This window comes from Pseudobutyrivibrio sp. C4 (assembly GCF_900111635.1).
Taxonomy (GTDB): Bacteria; Bacillota; Clostridia; order Lachnospirales; family Lachnospiraceae; genus Pseudobutyrivibrio; species Pseudobutyrivibrio ruminis.
In genome coordinates, this window is the sequence record NZ_FOHF01000003.1 from 42,728 (window position 1) to 67,468 (window position 24,741).

At 41.1% G+C, this 24,741-nt stretch carries 26 protein-coding genes; 22 read left to right on the forward strand and 4 right to left on the reverse strand.

The window, feature by feature from the left end:
- Positions 1–10 precede the first annotated feature (10 nt).
- The 14 genes from BMY66_RS06695 to BMY66_RS06755 all read left to right on the forward strand — a co-directional run bounded on the left by BMY66_RS06695 (position 11) and on the right by BMY66_RS06755 (position 13,730).
- Positions 11–424, forward strand: a complete 414-nt coding sequence (locus tag BMY66_RS06695; RefSeq protein WP_044938344.1) for a hypothetical protein — start codon at positions 11–13, stop codon at positions 422–424.
- Positions 425–530: 106 nt separating this feature from the next.
- The gene (ychF, locus tag BMY66_RS06700) at positions 531–1,631 is read left to right on the forward strand and encodes a redox-regulated ATPase YchF (protein WP_044938340.1); all 1,101 of its coding nucleotides are present in this window, start codon (positions 531–533) and stop codon (positions 1,629–1,631) included.
- 125 nt (positions 1,632–1,756) lie between these two features.
- Positions 1,757–1,993: a hypothetical protein gene (locus tag BMY66_RS06705; protein WP_033154554.1), complete on the forward strand. Its 237-nt coding sequence runs from the start codon at positions 1,757–1,759 to the stop codon at positions 1,991–1,993.
- Positions 1,994–2,097: 104 nt separating this feature from the next.
- The gene (gene pepT / locus BMY66_RS06710) at positions 2,098–3,318 is read left to right on the forward strand and encodes a peptidase T (protein ID WP_090394623.1); all 1,221 of its coding nucleotides are present in this window, start codon (positions 2,098–2,100) and stop codon (positions 3,316–3,318) included.
- A 47-nt stretch (positions 3,319–3,365) separates the two neighbouring features.
- Entirely contained in the window at positions 3,366–4,232 is an 867-nt protein-coding gene (locus BMY66_RS06715) for a YitT family protein (protein WP_090394624.1), read from the forward strand.
- An 11-nt stretch (positions 4,233–4,243) separates the two neighbouring features.
- Positions 4,244–4,873, forward strand: a complete 630-nt coding sequence (gene udk, locus BMY66_RS06720; protein WP_033154551.1) for a uridine kinase — start codon at positions 4,244–4,246, stop codon at positions 4,871–4,873.
- A 172-nt stretch (positions 4,874–5,045) separates the two neighbouring features.
- Positions 5,046–5,810 (forward strand): ATP-binding protein, encoded by a 765-nt coding sequence (locus BMY66_RS06725; protein ID WP_090394625.1) that lies wholly within the window; start codon positions 5,046–5,048, stop codon positions 5,808–5,810.
- Between the two features lie 123 nt (positions 5,811–5,933).
- Complete coding sequence (locus BMY66_RS06730) at positions 5,934–7,124, forward strand: 2-hydroxyacyl-CoA dehydratase family protein (RefSeq protein ID WP_090394626.1); 1,191 nt, start codon at positions 5,934–5,936, stop codon at positions 7,122–7,124.
- A complete protein-coding gene (locus BMY66_RS06735) occupies positions 7,124–8,674 on the forward strand; it encodes a 2-hydroxyacyl-CoA dehydratase family protein (protein WP_090394627.1) in 1,551 nt (516 codons plus the stop codon). The genes BMY66_RS06730 and BMY66_RS06735 overlap by 1 nt, the downstream gene beginning before the upstream one ends.
- A gap of 41 nt (positions 8,675–8,715) precedes the next feature.
- Positions 8,716–9,507, forward strand: a complete 792-nt coding sequence (locus BMY66_RS06740; RefSeq protein ID WP_044938319.1) for an acyl-CoA dehydratase activase — start codon at positions 8,716–8,718, stop codon at positions 9,505–9,507.
- Positions 9,507–9,665, forward strand: a complete 159-nt coding sequence (locus tag BMY66_RS13740) for a hypothetical protein (protein WP_177175605.1) — start codon at positions 9,507–9,509, stop codon at positions 9,663–9,665. Before BMY66_RS06740 ends, BMY66_RS13740 begins: the two co-directional genes overlap by 1 nt.
- Complete coding sequence (locus BMY66_RS06745) at positions 9,665–10,375, forward strand: carbon monoxide dehydrogenase (protein ID WP_090394628.1); 711 nt, start codon at positions 9,665–9,667, stop codon at positions 10,373–10,375. Before BMY66_RS13740 ends, BMY66_RS06745 begins: the two co-directional genes overlap by 1 nt.
- Before the next feature lie 125 nt (positions 10,376–10,500).
- Positions 10,501–13,383, forward strand: a complete 2,883-nt coding sequence (locus BMY66_RS06750) for an FAD-dependent oxidoreductase (RefSeq protein WP_090394629.1) — start codon at positions 10,501–10,503, stop codon at positions 13,381–13,383.
- Positions 13,384–13,385: 2 nt separating this feature from the next.
- A complete protein-coding gene (locus tag BMY66_RS06755; RefSeq protein WP_033154545.1) occupies positions 13,386–13,730 on the forward strand; it encodes a hydrogenase maturation nickel metallochaperone HypA in 345 nt (114 codons plus the stop codon).
- Positions 13,731–13,846: 116 nt separating this feature from the next.
- Here the strand turns inward: BMY66_RS06755 and BMY66_RS06760 are convergent, their stop codons facing one another.
- From BMY66_RS06760 to BMY66_RS06770, 3 genes are read right to left on the reverse strand one after another with little or no spacing between them, the layout of a single operon-like run.
- Complete coding sequence (locus tag BMY66_RS06760) at positions 13,847–14,470, reverse strand: J domain-containing protein (protein ID WP_090394630.1); 624 nt, start codon at positions 14,468–14,470, stop codon at positions 13,847–13,849.
- Positions 14,471–15,316, reverse strand: coding sequence for a DUF5685 family protein (locus BMY66_RS06765; protein ID WP_044938307.1), 846 nt, complete (start codon positions 15,314–15,316; stop codon positions 14,471–14,473).
- A gap of 14 nt (positions 15,317–15,330) precedes the next feature.
- Entirely contained in the window at positions 15,331–15,768 is a 438-nt protein-coding gene (locus tag BMY66_RS06770; RefSeq protein WP_044938304.1) for a TFIIB-type zinc ribbon-containing protein, read from the reverse strand.
- A 265-nt stretch (positions 15,769–16,033) separates the two neighbouring features.
- Here BMY66_RS06770 and BMY66_RS06775 point away from each other — a divergent pair, with 265 nt between their 5' ends.
- From BMY66_RS06775 to aspS, 3 genes are all read left to right on the forward strand, one after another.
- Positions 16,034–16,414, forward strand: a complete 381-nt coding sequence (locus tag BMY66_RS06775) for a metal-dependent transcriptional regulator (RefSeq protein WP_033154541.1) — start codon at positions 16,034–16,036, stop codon at positions 16,412–16,414.
- A 57-nt stretch (positions 16,415–16,471) separates the two neighbouring features.
- Positions 16,472–16,933 carry a Fur family transcriptional regulator gene (locus BMY66_RS06780; protein WP_044938301.1) on the forward strand — a complete coding sequence of 154 codons (462 nt, stop codon included), beginning with the start codon at positions 16,472–16,474 and terminating at the stop codon, positions 16,931–16,933.
- Between the two features lie 108 nt (positions 16,934–17,041).
- A complete protein-coding gene (gene aspS / locus BMY66_RS06785) occupies positions 17,042–18,805 on the forward strand; it encodes an aspartate--tRNA ligase (RefSeq protein ID WP_090394631.1) in 1,764 nt (587 codons plus the stop codon).
- 24 nt (positions 18,806–18,829) lie between these two features.
- On the opposite strand, the gene BMY66_RS06790 is transcribed toward aspS, so the two are convergent.
- Complete coding sequence (locus tag BMY66_RS06790) at positions 18,830–19,399, reverse strand: ECF transporter S component (protein WP_090394632.1); 570 nt, start codon at positions 19,397–19,399, stop codon at positions 18,830–18,832.
- Positions 19,400–19,523: 124 nt separating this feature from the next.
- Between BMY66_RS06790 and BMY66_RS06795 the strand changes: the two genes are divergently transcribed.
- The 5 genes from BMY66_RS06795 (at position 19,524) to BMY66_RS06815 (ending at position 24,732) form a co-directional block, all read left to right on the forward strand.
- Positions 19,524–20,807 (forward strand): aminotransferase-like domain-containing protein, encoded by a 1,284-nt coding sequence (locus tag BMY66_RS06795; protein ID WP_090394633.1) that lies wholly within the window; start codon positions 19,524–19,526, stop codon positions 20,805–20,807.
- An 88-nt stretch (positions 20,808–20,895) separates the two neighbouring features.
- Positions 20,896–21,738, forward strand: coding sequence for a transporter substrate-binding domain-containing protein (locus tag BMY66_RS06800; RefSeq protein ID WP_090394634.1), 843 nt, complete (start codon positions 20,896–20,898; stop codon positions 21,736–21,738).
- A 30-nt stretch (positions 21,739–21,768) separates the two neighbouring features.
- Positions 21,769–22,425, forward strand: coding sequence for an amino acid ABC transporter permease (locus tag BMY66_RS06805; RefSeq protein WP_044938287.1), 657 nt, complete (start codon positions 21,769–21,771; stop codon positions 22,423–22,425).
- 12 nt (positions 22,426–22,437) lie between these two features.
- Positions 22,438–23,190 carry an amino acid ABC transporter ATP-binding protein gene (locus tag BMY66_RS06810; protein WP_044938284.1) on the forward strand — a complete coding sequence of 251 codons (753 nt, stop codon included), beginning with the start codon at positions 22,438–22,440 and terminating at the stop codon, positions 23,188–23,190.
- A gap of 27 nt (positions 23,191–23,217) precedes the next feature.
- On the forward strand, positions 23,218–24,732 hold the full coding sequence (locus BMY66_RS06815) for a sodium/proline symporter (RefSeq protein WP_090394635.1): 1,515 nt from the start codon (positions 23,218–23,220) through the stop codon (positions 24,730–24,732).
- The last annotated feature ends 9 nt before the right edge of the window (positions 24,733–24,741 follow it).

Here is a 24,741-nt window from a genome sequence, read left to right on the forward strand (position 1 = left end):
AGTATGACAGATGAAACAAGAGATATTAAATGTTCTTAGAAGATTTATAAATGTGTGCGCTGGCATGCTGTTTATTATGGTGATTTTAGGGCCAGTGCTTGGAATTGTGGATGGTATAAATAATGTGCAGTTTGCAGTGTTGATAATCTGTGCAGCTGCAGCGGCACTTTCTAGTTTGGTGTTTATATCAAAGCAGGAGTTGCACGGGGCAGCTTGGTGGTGCAGAGAGATTATCTGCATACTGATAAATATGGCCATCACATTGCCGTTGACTTTCTACGCAGGCTTGTGGGAAAGCCTGGTGGGAATGCTGGTGGTGATGTTGATAATACTTGTCATCGCCTTCGGAAATCATTTCGTTGAATTCTTATATGATATGAAAACAGCGAACTTGATTAATAGCAAAATCAAGGAGATGAGGTAGTAGTACAAAGGGTAGAGAAATAAATAGAAATATGGTAATATACTTTAGATTTAGACTAATTTTTTAATACGAAAGAATATTTATATATAGAAGGAGATAAATTACCATGAAATTGGGCATAGTAGGTTTACCAAACGTCGGTAAATCAACACTTTTTAATTCACTTACAAAGGCAGGAGCACTTGCAGCAAACTATCCATTCGCTACAATCGACCCTAATGTTGGTGTCGTATCAGTTCCTGATAAGCGTCTTGACGAGCTTACAAAGATGTACAACTCTAAGAAGACAGTTCCAGCTACAATCGAATTCGTTGATATCGCTGGTCTTGTAAAGGGTGCATCAAAGGGTGAGGGACTTGGAAACCAGTTCCTTGCAAACATCCGTGAGGTAGATGCAATCGTTCACGTTGTTCGTTGCTTCGAGGATGCAAATGTTGTTCACGTTGACGGCAGCATCGATTCACTTCGTGATATTGAGACAATCAACCTTGAGCTTCTTTTCTCAGATATGGAAGTTATGGAGCGTCGTTACTCAAAGACAGAGCGCAGCGCTCGTATGGACAAGACACTTCAGAAGGAAGCTGCTATGCAGAAGCGTCTTCTTGATCATATGGAAGCTGGCAACATGGCAAAGACATTCGAGCTTAACGACGAGGACGAGGAAGCATACTTCAAGGAGTACAACCTTCTTACTGCAAAGCCAGTTATCTACGCTGCAAACGTAGAGGATGAGGATCTTGCAGATGACGGCGCAAACAATAAAAACGTTCAGGCCGTTCGTGAGTACGCTGCTAAGGAAGGTTCAGAGGTATTCGTTATCTCAGCTCAGATTGAGCAGGAGATTTCTGAACTTGAGTCAGAGGAAGAAAAGCAGGAGTTTCTTGAGGCTATGGGACTTGAAGAGTCAGGTCTTGATAAGCTTATCACTGCTTCTTACAGACTTCTTGGCCTTATCTCTTACCTTACATCAGGAGAGGATGAGACACGTGCTTGGACAATCAAGAAGGGCACAAAGGCTCCACAGGCTGCTGGAAAGATTCACACAGATTTCGAGCGTGGATTCATCAAGGCAGAGGTTGTTAGCTATGATGACCTTATGGCAAACGGTTCTATGACAGCTGCAAAGGAAAAGGGCCTTGTTCGTATGGAAGGTAAGGAATACGTTGTAGCCGATGGTGATGTAATCACATTTAGATTTAATGTATAACAAATTGTGAATTATGTGGGAAAAATCCCTGATTTATCGGCATATCTGTTGATAAATAGATTTTGTTTGATATTATATTGATAAAGATAGTTAACAGTTTGTTTTTTACCCATAAGGAGGTATTTATGAAACTTACTAATATTAAGGACACAGAAGCATTTTTTAAGGTTATCGATAGCTGCCAGGGAAAGGTAGAGCTTGTTACAGGTGAAGGTGACAGACTTAATCTTAAGTCAAAGCTTTCTCAGTTTGTTTCACTTGCAAATATCTTCCAGGCTGATGAGAGCATTCCTGAGCTTGAGCTTATTGCATATGAGCCAGACGATGCAAAGAAATTATTGGAGTTTATGATTAACCAATAATCACATTGAAAAGAGGAATGAACATTCCGAATTAGAAAGAAAAAGGTTCTCAGTGTACGCTGAGAACCTTTCTTAAAGTTTATAAATAATATTGGAGATTAGTTATGCGAGCTTATGAAAGACTACTAAATTATGTAAAGGTTTACACAACCAGTGATGAAGAGAGCACTACAGTTCCTTCAACTGCCAGACAGTTTGATTTGGCAAAGATTCTTGTTGAAGAATTGAAGGGCCTTGGCATCGAGGATGCAAAGGTAGACGACAAGTGCTATGTTTATGCAAGCATCCCAGCAACAAAGGGATACGAAGACAAAAAGGCAATTGGCTTTATTGCACACATGGATACTGCGCCAGATTTCTGTGGTGAAAACGTAAATCCGATAATCGAAGAAAACTACAACGGTGAGGATATCGTTCTTGGCACATCTGGAAGAATTATTAAGGTATCAGATTTCCCACATCTTAAGGAATTAAAGGGACGTACTTTGATCCACACAGATGGAACAACACTTTTAGGCGCTGATGACAAATCAGGTATTGCCGAAATCATGACATTTGCAGAGGAGCTTCTTGCAAGTGATGAGCCACACGGCAAGATTTGCATCGCTTTCACTCCTGATGAGGAGATTGGTGCTGGTGCAGATCATTTTGATGTTGAATACTTTGGAGCTGACTTCGCATATACGGTAGACGGTGGCGAAGAAAACGCAGTAGAGTACGAGAACTTTAATGCAGCTGAAGCAAAGATTAAATTCAACGGTGTAAACATTCATCCAGGTGATGCAAAAGATATTATGGTTAATGCAGCACTTGTTGCTATGGAGTTTAATTCAATGCTCCCACCAACACAGACACCTAGCCAGACAGAGGGATACGAAGGATTCTTCCATCTTCTTGATATGTCTGGAGATGTTGCAGAGGCAAAGCTTTGGTACATTATTCGTGACCATGATGCAGATAAATTTGAAGAGAAGAAAAAGGTTATGGAGCATGCTGCTAATATCATCAATCAGAAATATGGTGAGGGCACATGCGAGCTTAACATTAGAGACCAGTATCAGAACATGCTCGAGATGATTAAGCCTCACATGTTCCTTATCGATTATGCTTTCGAGGCATTAAAGGATGCTGGAGAGAATCCAAAGGCTGTTGCTATCCGAGGCGGTACAGATGGAGCACGTCTCTCATTTATGGGATTGCCTTGTCCAAACCTTGGAACAGGTGGCTACAACTTCCACGGTCCAATGGAGCACATTACAGCGGAGGGCATGGATACCGTAGTCAAGGTACTACACGGTATTACAAGCAAATTTGCTACAGAATAAGTTAGCCGATGAGCTGGTGAGAGCGTAACCAGCGGACTGGGGGAATTATGTCAGCGGAAAAAAGAAAAGAATTATTTGTAGATATTTTGATGGATGCCTTATCAGGTTTGTGCATCGGTATTGCAATTTATAATTTTGCAGCAGATGCCAAGTTTCCATTGACCGGGCTTACTGGTATTGCAATGATTTTCTATCAGTACTGGGGATGGAAAATTGGTCTTATGACAATCATAATGAACATTCCACTGATAGTGGTTTCATACAAAGTTTTGGGACGAAAGTTTCTTCTTAAAACTTTCAAGACTATGGCCATAGGCACTGTTATGATGGATTTTGTGGCACCTCTTGTGCCTAAAATCGAGATTTCAAATATCCTTTTGAATGCTCTAGTGGTAGGTGTGTTTACTGGATTGGGTTACGCTCTTGTTTATATGCGTAATTCATCCACAGGTGGTGCTGATTTTATCATGATGCTTATCAAGGCAAAGAATCCACACATGTCACTTGGTCGAATCTTTTTCATAGTTGATGTGGTTATCATTGTAATCGACACAATCGCATATGCGCACTCATTTGAAGCGCTGTGCTATGGTTTTGTAATCAGCTATGTAGGTTCACTTGTTGTGGATAAGGTAATGATTAATGCCGATTCAGGTATGATGTGTATGATTGTTACCAACAAAGCAGAAGCAATTGCAGATGCTATTGATAAAGCAGTTGAGAGAGGAACAACAATCTTCACTGCAAAGGGCGGATACAAAGGCGATGAGCGCCAGGTTTTGATGTGCGCCTGCTCAGACAAGCAGATGTACCAGGTTAATCGTGTTGCAAAAAAGATTGACGTGGACGCATTTATTGTCATAATGGAATCAAAGGCAGTATATGGTGAGGGGTTCAAGAGATTTAAACCTTAAGGAGTATAGAAATGTCAGAAAAGATTTGCGTTCTTGGTGTAGCAGGAGGATCTGCTTCAGGCAAGACTACAATTATTAAAAAGCTTCAGGATTATTTTGGAGAGGACATTGCGGTTATCAGCCATGATGCATACTACAAGGCACATCCTGATATGTCATTTGAGGAGCGTAGCAAATTAAACTACGACCATCCAGATTCATTTGAATCAGATAGAATGGCAGAGGATGTTAGAAAGCTTATCAAGGGATATGCTATCGATATGCCAGTTTACGATTACGTAAATCATAATCGTTCAGAGGAGACAATCCGAATTGAGCCAAAGACAGTTATTGTCATGGAGGGTATCCTTATTCTTGAGAACAAAGAGCTTAGAGATTTGATGGACATCAAAATCTTTGTTGATACAGATGCTGATGAGCGTTTAATGCGTCGTATCCAGCGTGATATGATTGAGCGTGGTCGTAGTATCGAATCAATCATTGGTCAGTACAGCGATACTGTAAAGCCAATGCATGAAGAGTTTGTTGAGCCTTCAAAGAAGCATGCAGACATCATTATTCCACGTGGAGGAGAGAACGCTGCAGGTCTTGATATGCTCATCACATACATGAACAAAAAGCTTCATGAAGAAGAAAACTAAATAGACGTTTATGCAATGTGCGACTTGTGCCACAGTGGTTTTTGTTGATAAGGACGAAAATCACTGTGGCTCTTTTATTTCCTTTAATTTGGAATATCCCTATGCTAAAATTGAATAGTAATTGATAAAAAATTATCAATTATGGAGTATTAAAAGGGAGAAATAATTAATAATGGGAAACAAACCAATCGTGTTGGCTGTTGCCGGTAAGGGCGGAGTAGGCAAAACTTCGTTAGCTTCGGTGATGGTCAAGTTGTTAGTGGAAGCTTATCCAGACAAACGCATTCTAGCAATCGATGCTGACCCAGCGGTGGGACTTTCGACAGCACTTGGTGTTGAACCAACTCTTACTCTTGATGATATCAGGAAAGAGGCAGTGGAAGCTGCAGAAAATGGTGATACCAAGGCAACTGTAGAAGTGCTTGGGGAAGCAAGATATCGTATTTTCGATGCTATGGTGGAAATGGAGGGCTTTTCTTTTATTGCAATAGGAAGACCGGAGGCTGCTGGTTGCTATTGCAAGATCAATACTTATCTCAAGGAAGTAATCTCTTCAGTTTCAGACAATTTTGATTACATAGTAATAGACGGAGAGGCCGGTATCGAGCAGATTAACCGTCGCGTTATGGAGAAGGTGACACACCTTATCCTTATCACAGATTCTAGTAAGAAGGGCTGCGATGTAGTTAAGACAATCAAGAATGTGGCTGACAATCTTGTTATGTACGACCAAATCGGAGTGGTAGTAAATCGTGTGCCATCTGAGGAAGTTTTGGAATATATGGATTTAGGAAATATTCCACTTCTTGGCTGGATACCTGCAGATGCCAACCTTACCGAATGCGACCTTAAGGGAAAATCGGTGCTAGGAATTTCAGGGGAATCACCTATTGTGGTTGATATGCACAGTGCATTACATAAGCTAGGAATAATATAAAGTGTACAATTTTTATGTGAGCAGGTAACTATCAAGCTCTTGGTATTACTCAAGGAGCCAATCTCGCGACGGAGTAATACCAAGGCTTGAGAGTGTGACCTGCGGACTATAGGGAGAAAATATATGAAGGATTTAAAGCATCTTATATATTTTGAGAACTTGCTTATGGATGCTGATAATGACCTAGTGAGAGCGGCTCAGGCTGAGGGTCGTGTATGCGTAGGTAGTGTGTGTTATCAGATACCAGAGGTTCTCATGAATCTAGGTAATTGCTTTACCGTAAGACTTCGCGCGCCAAGAACTGGTTCTATGGAGATGGGAACTTACTATTTGACCAGTTTTTTGTGCGAGTATTCAAGAGCATTGCTTGAGCGTGCAATTGAAGGGGGATATCAGTTTTTGGATTGCCTCATCGCGCCAGATGGTTGCACCATGATCAACAGATGTGTTGAAAATATGGAGCTTCTTAAGATGAATGAAAAGGAGCACTTTTTCTACAAGTATCTAGAGGTTCCAATGAAGGCTGATGATAATGGATTAAACCTCTATGTAGGTCAGTGCCGTTCAAAGATTTTGGAGCCGCTACATGAAAAGTTCGGAGTGGATATTTCCGATGAGGCACTTCGTAAATCTGTAGAAAATCACAACAAGATTTGCCGAATCATTACCGAGCTGGGCAACTTTAGAAAAGAGGAAAAGCCACGTATCACAGGATACGAATTCCATATCATCACAATGTGCACCTATGTGTGCCCACAGGATTTACTTCTTGAAAAGCTTGAAGAGACACTTGAAGAAGTAAAGAATCGTGTGCCAGATGAAAAATGGCCATATCGCGCCAGAGTAGCGGTTGTTGGTTCCGAGGTAGACGATATCGATATGATTAAGCTCATCGAGGAATCAGGGGCATATGTATGCGCAGATAGATTCTGCTTTGGTTCATTGCCGGGGCGTGAGGAAATCATTCTCAATGATGAGGAAGATGTGCTTACACAAATTTGCCGTCATTACATGATGAACTGTATGTGCCCTCGACACATGGATACTCCAAAGATGAATCGACGTCGTGAGTACGTTGATGAAATTGCAAAGGAGTACAAGGCAGACGGAATCATCTATGAGCAGATGAAATTCTGTGATCCATGGGCTTATGAAAGAATGGTAGGAAGCCATGTTCTTCGTGATGAATATGGTTATCCAGTGCTTACAATCGATAGACCATATGCGGTGGGTTCATCGGGACAGATTCGTACCCGTGTCCAGGCCTTCGTGGAAAGTATCGAAATCAAAAAGATACAAGGAGGTAGACGCTAATGGGAAAAGCAGTAGGCAGCTCAAAATTAGGTGAGCTTTATAGCGGTGATAAAAAGGTTTTTAAGCACCGCGAGTGGAGAGGAATCAGGGATACCTGGTACGACTACACCAGATGGCTTGGAATCATAGCTATGCTTGGAAAGTTTATGCTCCACCCAAAGAATGTAAAGGGATTTTTCAGATATCGTTGGATGCTCAATTATTTGGCAGTTCCAATGATGATTGATAAACATTCCATGGGACTTCGTGGAACTCAGCTTCGTATTTGCCGTGAGGAATACGATTTAGTTGCATCGGACGTTGCAAAGCTTTTGACAAAGATTTTTTCAATGGATAGAAACCTTGGGGCAAGTCCAGAAAAGTCAAAGCATGTAGTTCTTATGGATGAAAACGAAATGACTAACATCATGTGCGGCTTCCCAAATCTTGAGGGACTCAGTTGGGAGACAGCAAGCTGTTATGTATGCGTTCTTCTTCAAGGAGATGCCATGACACATTATTTGGATGTTGTTCAGGAATGTGGTATGCCAGGTGATGTTTGTCCTATGCCTGCATCTGAGGCTGGCATTTGTATTGATGGGGATATGCCTGTTTTTGGCAAGTGTGCAGTTCAATGCAACACTACTTGCGATGGTTCGCTTATGGGAAATGGTGTTATTTCAAGAGCACTGGAGCGAAACGGCATTCCAGTTCATCAGCTTGCTACACCACTTCGTCACACAGAGCCTGGTGTTCAGGAGTATGCAGCTCAGGAGGTTAGAAATGCCATCGCCTTCATCGAAGAGCAGACAGGTGAAAAGTTCGATTGGGATTATTACTTTGAATGCGCTAAGCGAATCAATATAGGTGCCCGCGAATGTACTGAGTGGCTTGAAATCACAAAGACAGATTATCCGCAGGTTATCGGAAACAACATCCTGCTTTATCGCGAGACAGAGTATATGGCTATCGCAGGAAAGGTTCCAGCATTTGCCAAGCTTGATAAAAAGATTACCAAGATGGCAACAGAAGCTTATCAGAAAAAGACAATGCTTGCAAAAGAGTATCGTCATCGTGCTGTTATATGGGGCGTTCAGTCACAGTTCTACACAGACTTTTTGGCATGGCTTTTGAACTGCTGGGGAATTCTTCCAATGTTCGACATGCTCACCATGGTATCCCTTGATCCTATTTCAGAGGACGACAAGGAACAGGCCATCTACGATATGGCACATCAGTATGAAAACATGATTATGAGAAATCGTACTCATGGTGGCTATGAGGTGCTTCTTGATGACCTTTGGAGATACTGTGAGGAATTCCGCGCTGATATGGTTATCCTTTGGGAACACATAGCATGCAAGGCACTTGATGGTATGCATGGTATGTTCGAAGAGCAGGCGAGAGAACACGGTATCAAATTGGTTTGGGTAAACCATGACCTCTATGACCCACGTGTCATCCCTCGAAAGAACCTTCGCCAGGACGTAAACCGTTACATGCGCTCAGTCCTTCGCGAAGAGCCATTGGACCCAACGTTGGAAGATTACGATGATACCAACTTATGGTAAAAGGAAATGATTTTGCAAACTTGATTTAGGAGAATAAATATATGAAATATTTTGGTGGATGTGACTCAGGTAGTACATATACTAAATGCGTCATTATAGATGAGAATGGAAAGATGGTGGCGGACGTCACCTTAAAGAGTAGGATAAATGCTGTGCTATCTTGTCAGGATGCCCTTGATCAGGCAGTGGCACAGGTGCCAGATTTAAATAGTGCAGAGGATTTGACTTATCTTGTAGGTACAGGATATGGCCGTAACAAGGTTCCTTTTGCTGATGAGAATATTTCAGAGATTAGCTGCCATGCTATGGGGGTTCATGTGGCTGACCCAACAGTAAAGGCTATTATTGATATTGGTGGTCAGGACGTAAAGGGAATTGCAGTTGATACTGATGGAACAGTTCTTAATTTTGCCATGAATGATAAGTGTGCAGCAGGAACAGGTCGTTTCTTTGAGGCCATGGCTAGAGCATTTGAGATGGATTTGGATGAGTTCTCAAATCTTTCTCTCAAGGCAAAGAATGTCATTCCGATTACAGCACAGTGTACCGTGTTTGCGGAGTCAGAGGTAATCTCTCTTGTTGGAGAGGGAAAGCCAATGGATGAAATTGCAGCAGGTATTGAGCTTTCGGTTGCAAAGAGATGCTTTGTAATGTCAAAGAAGGCTGGTGCTACAGATAAGATTACACTTACAGGTGGATGCGCAAAGAATGCAGGACTTAAGGCTGCCATCGAGCAGGTTCTTAAGCTCAAGGTTATAGACCTTCCAATTGACCCACAGCTTATGGGTGCTCTTGGTGCAGCAGAGTTTGCACGTAAGAAAGGAAATAGATAATGTTGAAAGTTTTAGGAATTATCGCAATAGTGTTGATATGCCTTTGGATTTTATCCATGATTGTTTATTTCTTCAACCTGGATATGAAGCTCACAAGCGCATTACAGCCACTGCTTGCAAAGCATTACGATAAGATTAAGAAAGATAGAAAGATTTAATGAAGCTATATGATGAAAGCATTAAAGAGCTACTTGCTGGATTAGATATTTCTAAGGCCAAGAGTCTTGATATCGCAAATGCGAATTGGACTGATGTGGGAGACCATAATCTAATTCTTAGAGCTGATATGGCTTATGAATTGGGAGGAGGTACTAATCCTGCAGTATCAGCTATGGCTGTTACCTGCAATGACGAATTCGTAAATGCGGATGAAGTTATTTTGATTGGTCCAGATTTAAATGAAATCAAAAACGACACGCCATACGCAAGAATAGCCATTGTGAAGGTGGCGGAGGAAAGCCTTGGGGATGGCAATGCACTTTATAATGCAATTAGAAAAATAGAATACGTTAGGTATCATATTAATCCAAAGGGATACATGACCCGCATCTCTGCATCAAACAACAGAGAGCCGGTAAGAGTTGGAAAGGATGCTCTTAATGAGGGATTAGATTTCGCCAAGGTTGGAAAGCTGTTCCTTGATACCTACCATGAAAACAAAAATATTGAAGCTGTAAAGCTCATATTTATAACTGACCCAGCTTTTGACTACAGGTCATTAGCTGAGCAGGCAAAGCATCTTGAAGATATCACTGGCGCAATAGATCATATCTTCAAGAATGTAATGATGGACTGCGGAAGCTGCTCATTGCAGAAGGTCTGTGATGAAGTGGAGGGCTTACGCGAACTCCATTTCTCAGTTCATTAAATAATTAAATGAGGCAGTAGATAACAAGCTCTTAGGTTTCTGAATGAGACATGTAGTCGAATGAAGAAACACTAAGGCTTGTAAGCGTAACTGCCGGATTATAGTTAAGAAAGGGAGTATAGGATATGCCAGAAATGAGCAAAGCAATCATGCCACCACACATGCATGATAAAGAGCCAAGCAAGAAGATTATTGAGCTTGGAAGAAAAATAACAGATGTAATGCCACACAAGATGTTTGGCGTTAAGGTAGAGGACCCAGAATACTGGGGACTTGCAGAAATCGTAACAGAGGAGATGGCTGAGGTTGGCCTTACAATGAAGGTACGCCATCACTACACATTTGAGGATCTCTGCAAAATGAATCCTGAGAAGGCAAAGGATAAAGAGGCTTTTCAGAAGTTACTTGATGATATGTCATACATCGGACTTTTAGAGTACGATTATGGAAATCACTACGATCATAATGGACGTACAGCTCCACAGTCTGAGAGAAGATATGTGCTTCCTATCTTCGTTCCAGGTTCTGCAGAGCTTTTCAACATGGAAGAGTCAATTCCAGGCGAGCGTTCAAACAATAGAATTAAGCAACATCCAGCTGTAGCATCATTCTTCGAGAGAATGACATACATTCCACTTGATGGTTTGACACACCTCATCCCACCAGGAGGCGCTGGTGTAGGTATGCACGTTATCCCTGTGGAGAAGGCTATCGAGTTTGAAAACGAAAAGGTAGACCTTGAGCAGATTTCATACTGGCTCAAGAAATATGAAGGACATATTGGCGTGGGCCAGTGTTCATGCCGTGTATCACGTGCTTGTCTTGAAGAAGGTTGCGGTGATGACGAGATGAACTGGTGTATCGGTCTTGGTGATTTCGCGGACTACTGCCGTGAGACAGGCAAGGGCCACGATATCACATACGAAGAGGCTATGCGCATCGTTGAGCGCGCTGAGACACTTGGCTTCGTTCACCAGATTACAAACATCGATGGTGAAAACAAAATCTTCGGTCTTTGCAACTGTAACGTAAATATTTGTAACGCACTTCGTACATCACAGCTCTTCAACACACCTAATATGTCACGTTCTGCCTACACAGCTCACGTAGAAGCAGAGAAGTGTGTAGCTTGTGGTAAGTGCGTTGAGTATTGTCCGGCAGGTGCTGTTAAGCTTGGCCAGAAGCTCTGCAAGAAGGACGGTAGTGAGGTTGAATATCCAAAGGTAGTTCTTCCAGACAGAGTTCACTGGGGCAAGGATAAATACAATGAAAACTATCGCGATGACAATAGAAAGAACTGTTACGATACAGGTACAGCTCCATGTAAGGTAGCATGTCCTGCCCACGTATCTGTTCAGGGCTATGTAAACATGGCAAAGAATGGCCGTTACGATGACGCTCTTGCACTCATCAAAAAGGACAACCCATTCCCAGCTATCTGCGGCCGTGTATGTAACAAGAGATGTGAGGCTGCTTGTACACGTGGCACTATCGATGCACCAGTTGCTATCGATGATATCAAGAAGTTTATTGCTGAGCGTGATCTTCATGCTGAGACAAGATATATTCCACCAATCGACATCCCTTCAAACCGATTAACACAGTGGGATGACAAGATTGCAATCATCGGTTCAGGTCCTGCAGGTCTTTCATGTGCTTACTACCTTGCAACAAAGGGCTACAAGCCAACAGTATTCGAAAAGAACAGCCGTCCAGGTGGTATGCTCACATGGGGTATTCCAACATGGAAGCTTGAGAAGGATGTAGTTGAAGCTGAAATCGATGTTATCCGTCAGCTCGGCGTAGAGATTAAATGCAATGTTGAAGTTGGTAAGGATATCACGCTTGATGAGTTACGTGCTCAGGGCTACAAGGCATTCTACGTAGCAATCGGATGCCAGGGTGGTAAGATTCCACCAATCCCAGGAACAGATGCAAAGGACGGAATCGATATCGCTGTTACATTCCTTCATAAGGCACTTGAAGACCAGACACAGAAGATGGATGGTAACGTAGTTGTTGTCGGTGGTGGTAACGTAGCTATCGACTGCGTACGTACTGCTGCTAGATTTGGCGCAGGCAACCCACAGATGTTCTGTCTTGAACCTAGAGACGAGATGCCAGCTAACAACTCAGAAATTACAGAGACTCTTGAAGAAGACATCGCAATCAACAATGGTTGGGGGCCAAAGGAAGTTCTCAAGGATGCTGAGGGCAATGTATCTGGTATCGTATTCAAGAAGTGTACATCTGTATTTGATGCTGACCACAAGTTCAATCCACAGTACGATGAGAATGACATAATGACAGTAGAGTGCAAGCACATCATCTTTGCTATTGGTCAGGGCATCGAGTGGGGCGGACTCCTTGGTGATGGAAAAGAAAAAGTAGAATTCTGGCACGGTAATTATCCAGTAGCGGACAAACTTACATACCAGACAGCACAGCCAGATATTTTTGTTGGTGGTGACGTATATTCTGGCCCTAAGTTTGCTATCGACGCTATCGAAGCTGGTAAGTGTGCAGCAGATTCTCTACACAGATTTGTACAGCCAGGATGCTCTATGACAATCGGTAAGAACCGTCGTGACTTTATTGAGCTTGACAAAGACAACATTCTTGTGGAAGAATATGACACAGCGGGCAGAAATGAGCCAGCTATAGATACAAGCATTGATATGAAGCATTCATTCCGTGATGCTCACCTTACACTTACAGAAGAGCAGGTAAAGGCTGAGGCTAGCCGTTGCTTAAAGTGTGGCGCATCAGTTGTTGATGAGAATAAGTGTATCGGATGTGGTGTCTGCACAACTAAGTGTGCCTTCGACGCTATCACCCTCCACAGAACTCATCCAGAGTGCACACATATGGTTAAGTCTGAGGACAAGTTCAAGCATATCGGTGCTTATGCAGTAAAACGTGCCGCTAAGATTGCATTCTCAAAGAAGAGTGAAGCTGAGAAGCAAGCGGAGCGAGAGCACAAGGAGTATAAGAAGGGTAATAAGTAATTATGCATGAATTAGGTATTGTGTTTCATGTGGCGAAACAGGTTGAGGAAGTTGCTCAGGAGAATAATGCAGATCACATCAGCGAAGTAGTTCTTTCGATTGGTGAGGTATCTACAGTTATTCCAGACTATCTTATTGATTGCTGGGCTTGGAATGCTAAAAAGTATCCAAGACTTGATGGCAGCAAGCTTACTTGCGAAACTATTAAGGCAGTGACTTTCTGCGAGGATTGTAAACAAGAGTATGAGACAGTTGCTTATGGAAAGACATGTCCACATTGTGGCAGTGGCAACACTTATCTTGTTACAGGAAACGAGGTTATCCTCAAAGAGGTTATAGCTGACTAAGAAAAAAGAACCTTTGGGTGGCTGAAGCCCAAGGTTCTTTTCTTTTGCACATCAACCGACATGCATTTGAAGGGAGAAAATATATGAACGGTCCGAATGACCAAGTAATTAACTAATTAAAAGAAGCAACATAGGTTGCAAATTAAGTTTAAGAAAGCCATGCTAATACACCATCTGGCTACACCGGAATATGGTCTGTAGTAGCCGTAGCTGGCACTTCTGTTTTCATACCAACCACTGGTAAAGTTGATGCTTTGCTCAAACTGTCTATATCTAAAGTTGCTTGGCTCTAGTGCGATGGCTCTGGAAATGTATTCTCTAGCATCGTTTAAATTGCCAAGTCCCTGAGATGCAACTGAAGCGAAGAAATACCACTGCCCATTTCGGCCACTGTCAGGAATGCTGTAAAGCACATTCATTGCGGCGGCAAACTGTCTGGCGTTGATATAGTTGGCAGCTGCCTGCATCTCTACTGAGCCAGCGCCCTGACTACCGTAGGAGTTATATCCGTAAGAGTAGTTGTCACTGTAGCTGTTAGAGTAGCTTCCATTTTGTCTTTCATCCATTATCTGGTTGTAAGCTGCCTGAATCTCTTTGAACTTTTCTTCTGCCTGAGCCTTGTTAGGATTGTTGATGTTGGCATCAGGATGATATTTTCTGCTGAGATTTCTATATGCTTTTTTTATTTCCTCATCTGAGGCGCCTCTTTCGACACCTAAAACGCTGTAAGGATTGAGCATTTATGGTTTCTCCTTTGGAGTGTTTTTCTTTATCTGCAGGTACTCGTATTTGGTCCATACACCTGTGTAGATAATGTTTCTAAGAATATCTGCATTCTCCACTATTGGCAATCGTTCAAAGGATTTTGCACATTCTGCCATGAGAGATGTGAGATTGATTCTCACGAAGGTTTCGAATTCCTTTGGTGATTCCTTTTTCATAAATGAAAGAGGGTTGTAGTTACCATTTTTTTCATCCTTCTTTAAATCTTCGTAGGCATCAATGATATAAATGAACTTGCCCATATGAAAGCCCATACAGTTAAGGGTACAACTCCAATCGTCATCCTTCCAATTCATAAGCGTACCAAGCATTTCGCCTGTGTAGCTGGAAACCTTATCAATGTTGGCTTCGCGGGCTTTTTCAGCAGCTGAAAGCTGCGCTATATATTTTTCAACAGCAGCAGTTTGCTTTGGATATTTATCCTTTATGCGATTGTAGTCCTTGTTTAGACTATCAGCTGCCAGCTTTGAAATTTTAGAATTATCATCTTTATAATTATCCATAAGACTGTGATATGAGAGGATAATGTCCATATCTGCAGCATATCTTATGGCGTCGCTGTTATAGAAATCTCTGACCTTGAATGGATGGATTATGCAACGACGTGTGTCCTGACTGAGATCAGGCTCGTACAGACTTTGCAGAAGTATAGCTAAAAAGCAAAGGTCGTAGTTGAGCAAGAGTTGGCCCTTGAAACCGGCTTCCTTGCCAAGCTGATGACACAATCCACAGTAGAATTGTTGATATATTTTTTTGTCATCCTCTGAAAGCTGCTTTATATCAGCATTTATATATCCAAACAAAATCGATACCTTATCTATACCCTTTTAATAAATTGAGTGCGACATTTACTACATGTTACTTGTATTTTGCCTCTGCCTCTTGGGGCACGAAGCTTTTGTTTGCAGTTTGGGCATTTGAAAATTGCATATACCTTACGCTGCTCATAGTTTGCCTTTGTGCGAGAGAAGAATGTTTTTGCTTTATAAGGAAAGCCAGAAAACTTTCTTCGGATTCCTGCTGTTTTTTCAAGGAACTTTTGATTCTCGTAATAACGCTTTTGATAGTTCTTTGAAAGCATGCGCCAAACACTGTATACGAGGCAGGCCATTGCAATCAGATAGAAAATATTAGAACCTGTAATCATTGTGAGAAGCATAAGTATGAGAGCAATCCATGTGACTGTTCTGCCAAGTGCATCTACACCTGTTCTACCTGAGAAAAATTGTGCCATTTTATATCTGAAATCGTTCATTGTGGCCTCCTCATATCGGATGTAAATCCGTTGTTGTTTAGTTGCACTTTAACTGTTAAAATAGGGTTCGTCAACAGTTTGGAAAAGTATTTAATAAAAGTTTAAGATTTGATTTAGAATACTTGAAATAATATAATGGTTAGTGTAAACTAACTTTAGTTTAATAAGTTGCACTGAGGTAAGTTTTATGATAAGGTTTATGTGAAGTGGATTGTGTGCAACTGAAATTTTATTTCAAAATCCATTTAGTTTAGGAGGAGTTGTTTTGAGAACTTTTGTTAACGAATCAGCAGAAAATTATCTTGAGACTATACTTATGCTCAGCAAGAAATTACCAGTTGTTCGCTCGGTAGATGTTGCTAATGAATTGAACTTCAAAAAATCATCAGTCAGCATTGCTATGAAGAATCTTCGTGAAAAGAATCACATCACAGTTACAGATGCAGGTTACATATACCTCACAGATGAAGGCAAGGCTATTGCAGAGATGATTCTTGAACGTCACGAGTTCTTTACAGATGTCCTTGTAAAGCTTGGTGTAGATGAAGAAATCGCATCAGAGGACGCATGCAGAATTGAGCATGTTCTCAGCAAAGAGAGCTTCAAGGCAATCAAGGATTACGCAGAAAAAAATATTTTGAAATAATACTCCAGCCCTAAAACAGGGCTGGGTTTTTCTTAGTTTTATACAAGGGGTATCAAAATGGACATTATGGAAAAAGAACAGCGTGACATTATCATTCAGCAGCTTAGAGAATCAGGCTGTCGAATCACAAAACAGAGATTAACAATCTTGGACATCATTTTAAATGGTGATCCATCATGTGTTAAGGAAATATATAGGGAAGCAGTTAAAAAGGATAAAAATATCGGTAGTGCCACTGTTTATCGTATGGTAAATACCCTTGAGGAAATCGGCGTAATCAATCGTAAAAACATGTATCAGGTCGATTGCAGCAACTGTGGACATCTTTGCGAGGATGCAGATTGTGATGACTCATGTCCAGGTGGTAGTTGTCCTGTATGTGAAACCAATGTTGTAGTTACATTGGATGATGATTCTAAAATCGTTATTGGAAGAGAAGAACTTAAGGATTTACTATACGAAGGGCTCAAGGCTAAGGGACGTATCAGTGGCCAGAAAATTTCTCGTTTGGCCATGTAGTTGATACCCTCAAATGGTTGAATTTATAGTTATTCTGATGTATTATTAAAAGGCTGTCAGTGTACTGACGGCCTTTAGTTATGTCAAATTTAGAAGAGGAGATACACAATGACTCAGTCACGTACACACAACTGTAACGAGCTTCGCCTTGCAGATGCAGGAAAAGAAGTTACTTTAGTTGGTTGGTTTGAAAACATTAGAAAGGTTTCGAAGAATCTTGGTTTCCTTATTCTTCGTGATTTTTACGGCACTACACAGGTAGTAGTAGAGACAGAAGACATGATGGCTATCATCGATTCTGTAAACAAGGAGTCTACAATCTCTGTAACAGGTACTGTTCGTGAGCGTTCTTCAAAGAACACAGAGCTCCCTACTGGCGAGATTGAGGTTGTTCCTACAGATATAAAAATTCTTGGTAAGTGTGACCACAATGAGCTTCCATTCGAGATTAACCGTTCAAAGGAAGCTGATGAAAATACACGTCTTAAGTATCGTTATCTTGATCTTCGTAACCCAGAGGTTAAGAGCAAGATTATTCTTCGTAGCAAAATCGTTGCAGAGCTTCGTAGCGCAATGATCGCTCACGATTTCATGGAGATTACAACTCCAATCCTTACATGCTCATCACCTGAGGGAGCACGTGATTACCTTGTACCAGCACGTAATCACCCTGGCAAGTTCTATGCACTTCCACAGGCACCACAGCAGTTTAAGCAGATCCTTATGGCATCTGGTTTCGATAGATATTTCCAGATTGCACCATGCTTCCGTGATGAGGATGCTCGTGCAGACCGTTCTCCAGGAGAGTTCTACCAGCTCGATATGGAGATGGCATTTGCTTCTCAGGAAGACGTATTCGCAGTAGTAGAGGATGTACTTCCTCCAATCTTTGCTAAGTACGGTGTATACAAGAGCGCTTCAACAGCTCCATTTGTTCGTATCCCATACCTTGAGGCTATGGATAAGTACGGTTCAGATAAGCCAGATCTTCGTATCGACCTTGTTCTTCAGGATGCTACAGATGTTATGGCAGATTGTGGATTTGGTCCATTCGAGGGCAATGTTGTTAAGGCTATCGTTGTTGACAATCTTTCAGCTACACGTAAGCAGATTGATGCTATGATCGCTGAAGTAGAGGTTGCTACAGCTCAGAAGACATACTGGTTCAAGCTCGATGAAAACGGAGAGCTTGTTGGTGGTATCGCAAAGTTCCTTCAGGAGAGAAAGCAGGCTGTTATTGATAAGCTTGGTCTTAAGCCTGGTGATTTCGTTGGTCTTGCTGCAGGAAACCTTCTTACAGCTCAGAAGACAGCTGGTGTATTCAGAAAGCTTCTTGGCGCAGCTGCTGAGGGTCACATGAAGAAGGATACATATGAGTTCTGCTGGATCGTTGATTTCCCAATGTATGAAATTGGCGAGGAGTCAGGAGAGCTTGAGTTCTGTCACAACCCATTCTCAATGCCACAGGGTGGCAAGGAAGCTCTTCAGACACAGGAGCCACTTGATATCCTTGCATACCAGTACGATTTAGTATGTAACGGTGTAGAGCTTTCTTCAGGTGCTATCAGAAACCATGATCCAGAAATCATGATTGAAGCATTCAAGCTTGTTGGTCTTGGTGAGGAAGATGTTAAGGCTAAGTTCCCTGCTATGTACAACGCATTTACTTATGGTGCACCACCACACGGAGGAATTGCTCCTGGTGTTGATCGTATGATTATGCTTATCGCTGGTGAGGAATCTATCCGTGAAATCATTCCATTCCCAATGAATAAGAATGCACAGGATATTATGATGGATGCACCTGCTACTGTAGATCAGAAGCAGCTTGACGATGTACACATCGCAATCGTAATGCCTAAAGAAGATTAATATTTAGATAAAAAAATTGGCTGCCTAATTGGCAGCCAATTTTTTTATGAATGGATATAGCACAGTGGCGATTACCACGCCAAATGTGGCTTGGATAAGGTTTGGTATGATGCCAGCCAGTGAGGCGATTACACCAGCTTGCAAATCCGTTCCGTTTGCTATTGCAAGCATAAAAATTTCAAATATAAAATAACCAAATACCATAACAAGTTCCCCGATTATTCCGCTTACAATTAATTGGGGCAATTCTGTTTTTGTACTAAGCACCTTCTTGAGCAATTTAAAAACCAGATAGGCAGTCAAGGCTGTTAAAGCTTTTATAATAAAGGTGGCTGGTACATAAACAAAATAGCCTCCAATTAAATCTGATAATGCAGAGCCGATTCCGGCTGCAAGAGTTCCCCATACTGGTCCCAATAGAAGACCTGATAGCAATACGAATCCATCGCCTGGATGAATGTATCCCATGGTAGGCGTTGGGATTTTTATAATCATTGTACCCACACATGTAAGAGCAGCAAATAATGCGGCTGTTATTAAAGTGCGTGTACGCTCTGAAGTGTTTTCGGTTGTTTTTGTTGCTGTGTTACTCATGTTTGTCCTCCCTTTATATTAATCCTGTGAAAAAGTACTTTCTCATTTGTTATGTTGGAGCTATAATATCACCAAACTGACATCACAAAAATACGCAAAAATAACTATTTTTTAGGGGACAGATATGAAGGTATACGAAAAGGTATGTGAATATTACATTAATCAAATGAAAGAGGGAGCCTTAAAACCAGGCGATAAAATGCCGTCTATAAGGACTTCAGAAAAGATTCTTGGTGTTAGTCGTACTTCTATTGAGACAGGTTTTTTACAGCTGGCCGCCGACGGATATATTTATTCTGTTGAAAAGGTGGGCTATTTTGTTTCTGATATGTTGGAAAACAATAATGCATCAGAGAAGCAAGATGAGCAGGTTGTAAAACCTGGTGCTAAGCTTTATGAATATGATTTAGCCACTATAGGAGAGGACAAAACCGTATCCTGCCTAAATCTATGGAGGAGATATATGAAATCTGCTCTAAGGCAGGAGGATAGACTTCTGTCCTATGCGGATAATCAAGGTGAGTACGATTTACGTCAGGAGATAGCTGCCTATGTCAGAAAGAATAGAAATATTATATGTAGCGCAGATGATGTTGTGATTGGAGCTGGCTTCCAAAACCTTTTACAGATTCTGATTCCTCTAATCCCTGGGGAAAAAACTATATCTTTTCCTACGAAGGATTTTATGGATGGAGCTATTCTGTTTAAAAGCGCAGGTTTCGCTGTCAATTTTAGAGATAAAGATAGTCATGTTATTTATGTAACCCCATCCTATATGACAAAATGGGGTGATGTAATGCCTATGAAACGACGTAGAGAGCTGGCGGAGCATGTGACAAAAAACAACCACCTTCTTATAGAAGATGATTATCAAAATGAATTCGTTTATTCTAGCAAACCTACGCCTAGTCTTTATGCTATGACTGGTGGCGAGAATGTTGCTTTCTTAGGATCTTTTTCAAGAGTATTACTGCCTAGCGTAAGAATAAGCTTTTTAATTCTTCCTAAAAAGGCCAGAAAAGAATACTTACAGCTTAGAGGATTGTATAACCAGACGGCTTCTAAAGCTGAGCAGATTGCATTGGCCCAGTTTTTAAGAGACGGGCATCTGGATAGACATATTAAAAAGATAAAACGTCTATACGATGATAAAAGGAATCTGATGTATGAAGCACTTCAAAAACACTTCTCTGATAATGCAGAAATTATTATGGGTGAAAGTGGAATGGAAATGGCAGTTAAACTTAAAGGAGATAATATTCTTGCCCAAATAGAAAATTCACAAGTTGCAGTCAATATACTGGAAGCCTCTGAAAACGCAGTAACTATGCTGATTTCCTGCAGTAAAATTGAGTCTGAAAATATTTATAACGCTATCCAGAAATTAAATGATAGTTTACAAAAATAGTTTAGTATGATAATGTACTAAAGTATAATATAGTTTAGCGATTTATCACACTAAAGTGCATTAAACATACTTTTAGGAGGCGGATTATATGAAGAAGAGATTATTGGCTACTATTATGACATTAACAATGGCTATGGGGTTTGTTGCATGTGGAGCGGACCAGACAAGCCAAACAGAGAATACATCTGATACAGCAGAAGCAACTGAATCAACTGAGTCAGCTGAAAGCGATGTAGCTTATATTCAGGAGAAGGGTAAGCTTATCGTTGGTATCACAGATTTTGCTCCTATGGACTACAAGGACGATAATGGTGATTGGATTGGTTTTGATGCTGATATGGCAAAGGCAGTAGCCGATAGCCTTGGCGTAGATGTAGAGTTTGTTGAAATCGATTGGGACAACAAAATCCTTGAGCTTGAAAACAAATCAATTGATGTTGTATGGAATGGTATGACACTTACTCCAGAGGTTACCAATGCTATGGAGACAACAAATGCATACTGCAATAACGCTCAGGTTATAGTTGTAAATGCTGACAAGGCTGATGCTGTAACATCTGTAGATGAAGCAAAGGAACTTAGCTTTGCTGTTGAGTCAGGTTCTGCTGGAGAGGCAGCTGCTACAGACAATGGCTTCGATTATGTAGCTGTAAAATCTCAGGCAGATGCAGTTATGGAAGTTGCTGCTGGCACATCTGATGCTTGCATCATCGATCTTCTTATGGCTGGTGCTATGGTTGGAGAGGGAACAAGCTATCCTGACCTTACACACACTGTAGAGCTTACAACAGAGGAGTATGGTGTTGGCTGCAGAAAGGGTTCTGATTTAGCTGCATATATTAACGACCAGTTCAAGGCTCTCTATGCAGATGGCACAATGACAGAAATTGCTGAAACATACGGTGTACAGGATGCCGTTGTAGAGCAGTAATCGAAAAATATAAAAAGGATTATTAACAACATGTTTTCAACGGTTACAATATCGCTTTTAGAGGGGTTCTTCGGAACCCTAAAGCTTTTTTCACTAACTTTATTATTCTCTTTACCACTGGGGCTGATAATTAGCTTTGGTTCCATGAGCAGGACCTCTGTAGTGAGAATGCCTATAAGATTTATCATATGGGTGGTTCGAGGTACTCCACTTATGTTACAGCTGCTGATTATTTTTTACGGCCCTGGCATATTCTTTGGCGTAAATTTGTGGGGTTCAGGAGATTCAGGCAGATTCACAGCGGCGCTTGTTGCCTTTGTAATCAATTATGCATGCTATTTCAGTGAAATCTTCCGTGGAGGAATCCAATCTATTCCAAAGGGACAGTATGAAGCTGCCGCAGTGCTTGGACTTACAAGACAGCAAACCTTCTTCAGAATCATACTTCTTCAGGTTGTAAAGAGAATTGTTCCACCTATCTCAAACGAAGTTATCACCCTTGTAAAGGATACATCTCTTGCCAGAGTTATCGCATTTTATGAAATTATTTGGGAAGGCGAGAGATTTATAAAGAGTGCTGGAATCATTTGGCCACTTTTCTACACTGGCGTATTCTATTTGATATTCAGCGGATTGCTTACATTACTTTTTGGCTACATAGAAAAGAAATTAGACTACTTTAAATAATGGATGTGAACTATGGCGATATTAGAAGTTAAAGATATTAGAAAAAGCTTTGATAGAGAAGAAATCCTAAAGGGCATTAGCTTTGATATGGAAAAGGGGCAGACTCTTTCTATTCTTGGAAGCTCTGGAAGTGGTAAGACAACCTTACTTAGATGCTTAAACTTCCTTGAAACTCCAGATTCAGGAACAATTACTGTTAATGGAAATCTTCTTTTTGATGGCAACAATAAACCAGGAAAAAATGAGAATTTAAGAGAAAAGAGATTGCACTTCGGAATGGTATTCCAGCAGTTCAATCTGTTCCCTCAGTATACAGCTTTAGAAAATGTTATTTTGGCTCCAAAGCTTGAAAACAATGGCAAAAGTCAGGCTGAAATTTTGGAAGAGGGAAAAATTCTTTTGAATAAAATGGGACTTTCGGATAGAATGGATAACTATCCGCACCAGTTATCTGGCGGTCAGCAGCAAAGAGTGGCAATAGCACGTGCCCTTGCCCTCAAACCTGACATCCTTTGCTTTGACGAACCTACATCAGCTCTTGACCCGGAGCTTACAGGGGAAGTACTAAAGGTTATTAGAGAGCTTGCTGACAATCACACAACCATGATTATCGTTACACACGAAATCGGTTTTGCCAGAGAAGTATCAGATGAAATTATTTTCATGGATGGCGGAGTGATAGCTGAGCAGGGAACTCCGGCTCAGGTTATCGATAATCCAGGGGAGGAAAGAACTAGACAGTTCTTATCAAATTATCTTAAGTAACTATCAATTAACACAAAGGGAGCAAAAATGAATAACGTATGTATAGTTTTGGCAATCTTGATCTATTTAGCAGCACTGCTAATTATGGGTGTTAGCTTTGCCAAAGAAAACAACACTGTTGACGATTATTATTTAGGTGGACGAAAGCTAGGACCATTTGTAACAGCTATGAGCGCAGAAGCATCAGATATGTCTTCTTGGCTTTTAATGGGACTTCCAGGAGTAGCGTATGCTTCAGGCGTTTGCGATGTATTTTGGACAGCTCTTGGCCTTGGAATTGGAACATATGTTAACTGGCTTTTTGTAGCCAAGCGTCTTAGAAAGTACTCAGAGAAGAATAATTCTGTTACAGTACCGGATTTCTTTGAACGTCGATTCAAGGATAAAAGCCATGCATTATTGTTGATATCTTCGCTTATTATTGTGGTATTTTTTATTCCATATGTTGGCTCTGGTTTTGCCGCTTGTGGAAAGCTATTCTCCACATTGTTTGGTTTAGATTACTCCATTGCAATGTTGGCTTCAGCTGCAATTATTGTTGGATATACAGCAACAGGTGGTTTCTTAGCAGCATCTACAACTGATTTTGTTCAGTCAATAATAATGACAATCGCATTAATCTCCGTAGTTGGCTTTGGCCTTCATGCAGTAGGCGGTGTTGATGCGGTTAGCACTTATAGCATGTCTTTAGATGGATATATTAGCTTGCTTGGAATGCATGATTTTGCTACAGGCACTAGAGTTTCCTACGGTGGAATTATTACAATTATTTCTACAATGGCATGGGGCCTAGGATATTTTGGAATGCCTCATATCTTACTTAGATTTATGGCTATTGAGAATCCAGAGAAGATTAAGCTCAGCCGTAGAATTTCTACTGTATGGGTATTTATAGCAATGGCAATTGCAATCTTTATTGGTGTTATGACACGTACAATGGTTCATGTGGGAGCAATTGAGGAATTAGCAGATTCGGAAAGAGGAATTATTGCTATTGCTCAGAAGCTTTCAGAAACAGGATTGCCACAGGCTTTTTTAGCTGGAATTATCTTAGCGGGAATCTTAGCATGTACAATGTCTACTTGCGATTCACAGATGCTTGCAGCTTCTTCATCAGTGTCTGAGAATATTATTCATGAGACATTAGGTGTTCAGCTTTCAGAACATATGCAGATGGTTCTTGCCAGAGTGGTACTTATAGTAATTTCCGCAGTAGGAATTTTTATCGCTAGAGATCCTAACAGTTCAGTATTTATGATAGTATCCTTTGCGTGGGCGGGATTTGGTGCAGCTTTTGGACCAATCATGCTTCTTGCGCTTTTCTGGAAGAGAGCTAATAAATACGGAGCTATTGCAGGTATGCTAGGCGGTGGCGCCATGGTATTTATCTGGAAGTTCCTTATCAAACCACTTGGCGGTGTATTCGGAATTTACGAATTGCTTCCTGGTTTCATCGTGGCCTTGGTACTATGTGTTGTTGTCAGCCTTGTTACACCAGCACCAGAAAAGGAAATCGTGGATGAGTTTAATTCCGTATCGTAATGCACGACT

Coding starts and splice junctions, on each gene's coding strand:
- BMY66_RS06755 (WP_033154545.1), top strand. CDS start 13,386: ATGCATGAATTAGGTATTGTGTTTCATGTGGCGAAACAGGTTGAGGAA.
- BMY66_RS06745 (WP_090394628.1), top strand. CDS start 9,665: ATGAAGCTATATGATGAAAGCATTAAAGAGCTACTTGCTGGATTAGAT.
- BMY66_RS06770 (WP_044938304.1), bottom strand. CDS start 15,768: ATGAACGATTTCAGATATAAAATGGCACAATTTTTCTCAGGTAGAACA.
- ychF (WP_044938340.1), top strand. CDS start 531: ATGAAATTGGGCATAGTAGGTTTACCAAACGTCGGTAAATCAACACTT.
- BMY66_RS06760 (WP_090394630.1), bottom strand. CDS start 14,470: ATGCTCAATCCTTACAGCGTTTTAGGTGTCGAAAGAGGCGCCTCAGAT.
- BMY66_RS06790 (WP_090394632.1), bottom strand. CDS start 19,399: ATGAGTAACACAGCAACAAAAACAACCGAAAACACTTCAGAGCGTACA.
- udk (WP_033154551.1), top strand. CDS start 4,244: ATGTCAGAAAAGATTTGCGTTCTTGGTGTAGCAGGAGGATCTGCTTCA.
- BMY66_RS06735 (WP_090394627.1), top strand. CDS start 7,124: ATGGGAAAAGCAGTAGGCAGCTCAAAATTAGGTGAGCTTTATAGCGGT.
- BMY66_RS06750 (WP_090394629.1), top strand. CDS start 10,501: ATGCCAGAAATGAGCAAAGCAATCATGCCACCACACATGCATGATAAA.
- BMY66_RS06810 (WP_044938284.1), top strand. CDS start 22,438: ATGGCGATATTAGAAGTTAAAGATATTAGAAAAAGCTTTGATAGAGAA.
- BMY66_RS06705 (WP_033154554.1), top strand. CDS start 1,757: ATGAAACTTACTAATATTAAGGACACAGAAGCATTTTTTAAGGTTATC.
- BMY66_RS06725 (WP_090394625.1), top strand. CDS start 5,046: ATGGGAAACAAACCAATCGTGTTGGCTGTTGCCGGTAAGGGCGGAGTA.
- BMY66_RS06800 (WP_090394634.1), top strand. CDS start 20,896: ATGAAGAAGAGATTATTGGCTACTATTATGACATTAACAATGGCTATG.
- BMY66_RS06740 (WP_044938319.1), top strand. CDS start 8,716: ATGAAATATTTTGGTGGATGTGACTCAGGTAGTACATATACTAAATGC.
- BMY66_RS06795 (WP_090394633.1), top strand. CDS start 19,524: ATGAAGGTATACGAAAAGGTATGTGAATATTACATTAATCAAATGAAA.
- BMY66_RS06815 (WP_090394635.1), top strand. CDS start 23,218: ATGAATAACGTATGTATAGTTTTGGCAATCTTGATCTATTTAGCAGCA.
- BMY66_RS13740 (WP_177175605.1), top strand. CDS start 9,507: ATGTTGAAAGTTTTAGGAATTATCGCAATAGTGTTGATATGCCTTTGG.
- BMY66_RS06715 (WP_090394624.1), top strand. CDS start 3,366: ATGTCAGCGGAAAAAAGAAAAGAATTATTTGTAGATATTTTGATGGAT.
- BMY66_RS06780 (WP_044938301.1), top strand. CDS start 16,472: ATGGACATTATGGAAAAAGAACAGCGTGACATTATCATTCAGCAGCTT.
- aspS (WP_090394631.1), top strand. CDS start 17,042: ATGACTCAGTCACGTACACACAACTGTAACGAGCTTCGCCTTGCAGAT.
- BMY66_RS06730 (WP_090394626.1), top strand. CDS start 5,934: ATGAAGGATTTAAAGCATCTTATATATTTTGAGAACTTGCTTATGGAT.
- pepT (WP_090394623.1), top strand. CDS start 2,098: ATGCGAGCTTATGAAAGACTACTAAATTATGTAAAGGTTTACACAACC.
- BMY66_RS06805 (WP_044938287.1), top strand. CDS start 21,769: ATGTTTTCAACGGTTACAATATCGCTTTTAGAGGGGTTCTTCGGAACC.
- BMY66_RS06695 (WP_044938344.1), top strand. CDS start 11: ATGAAACAAGAGATATTAAATGTTCTTAGAAGATTTATAAATGTGTGC.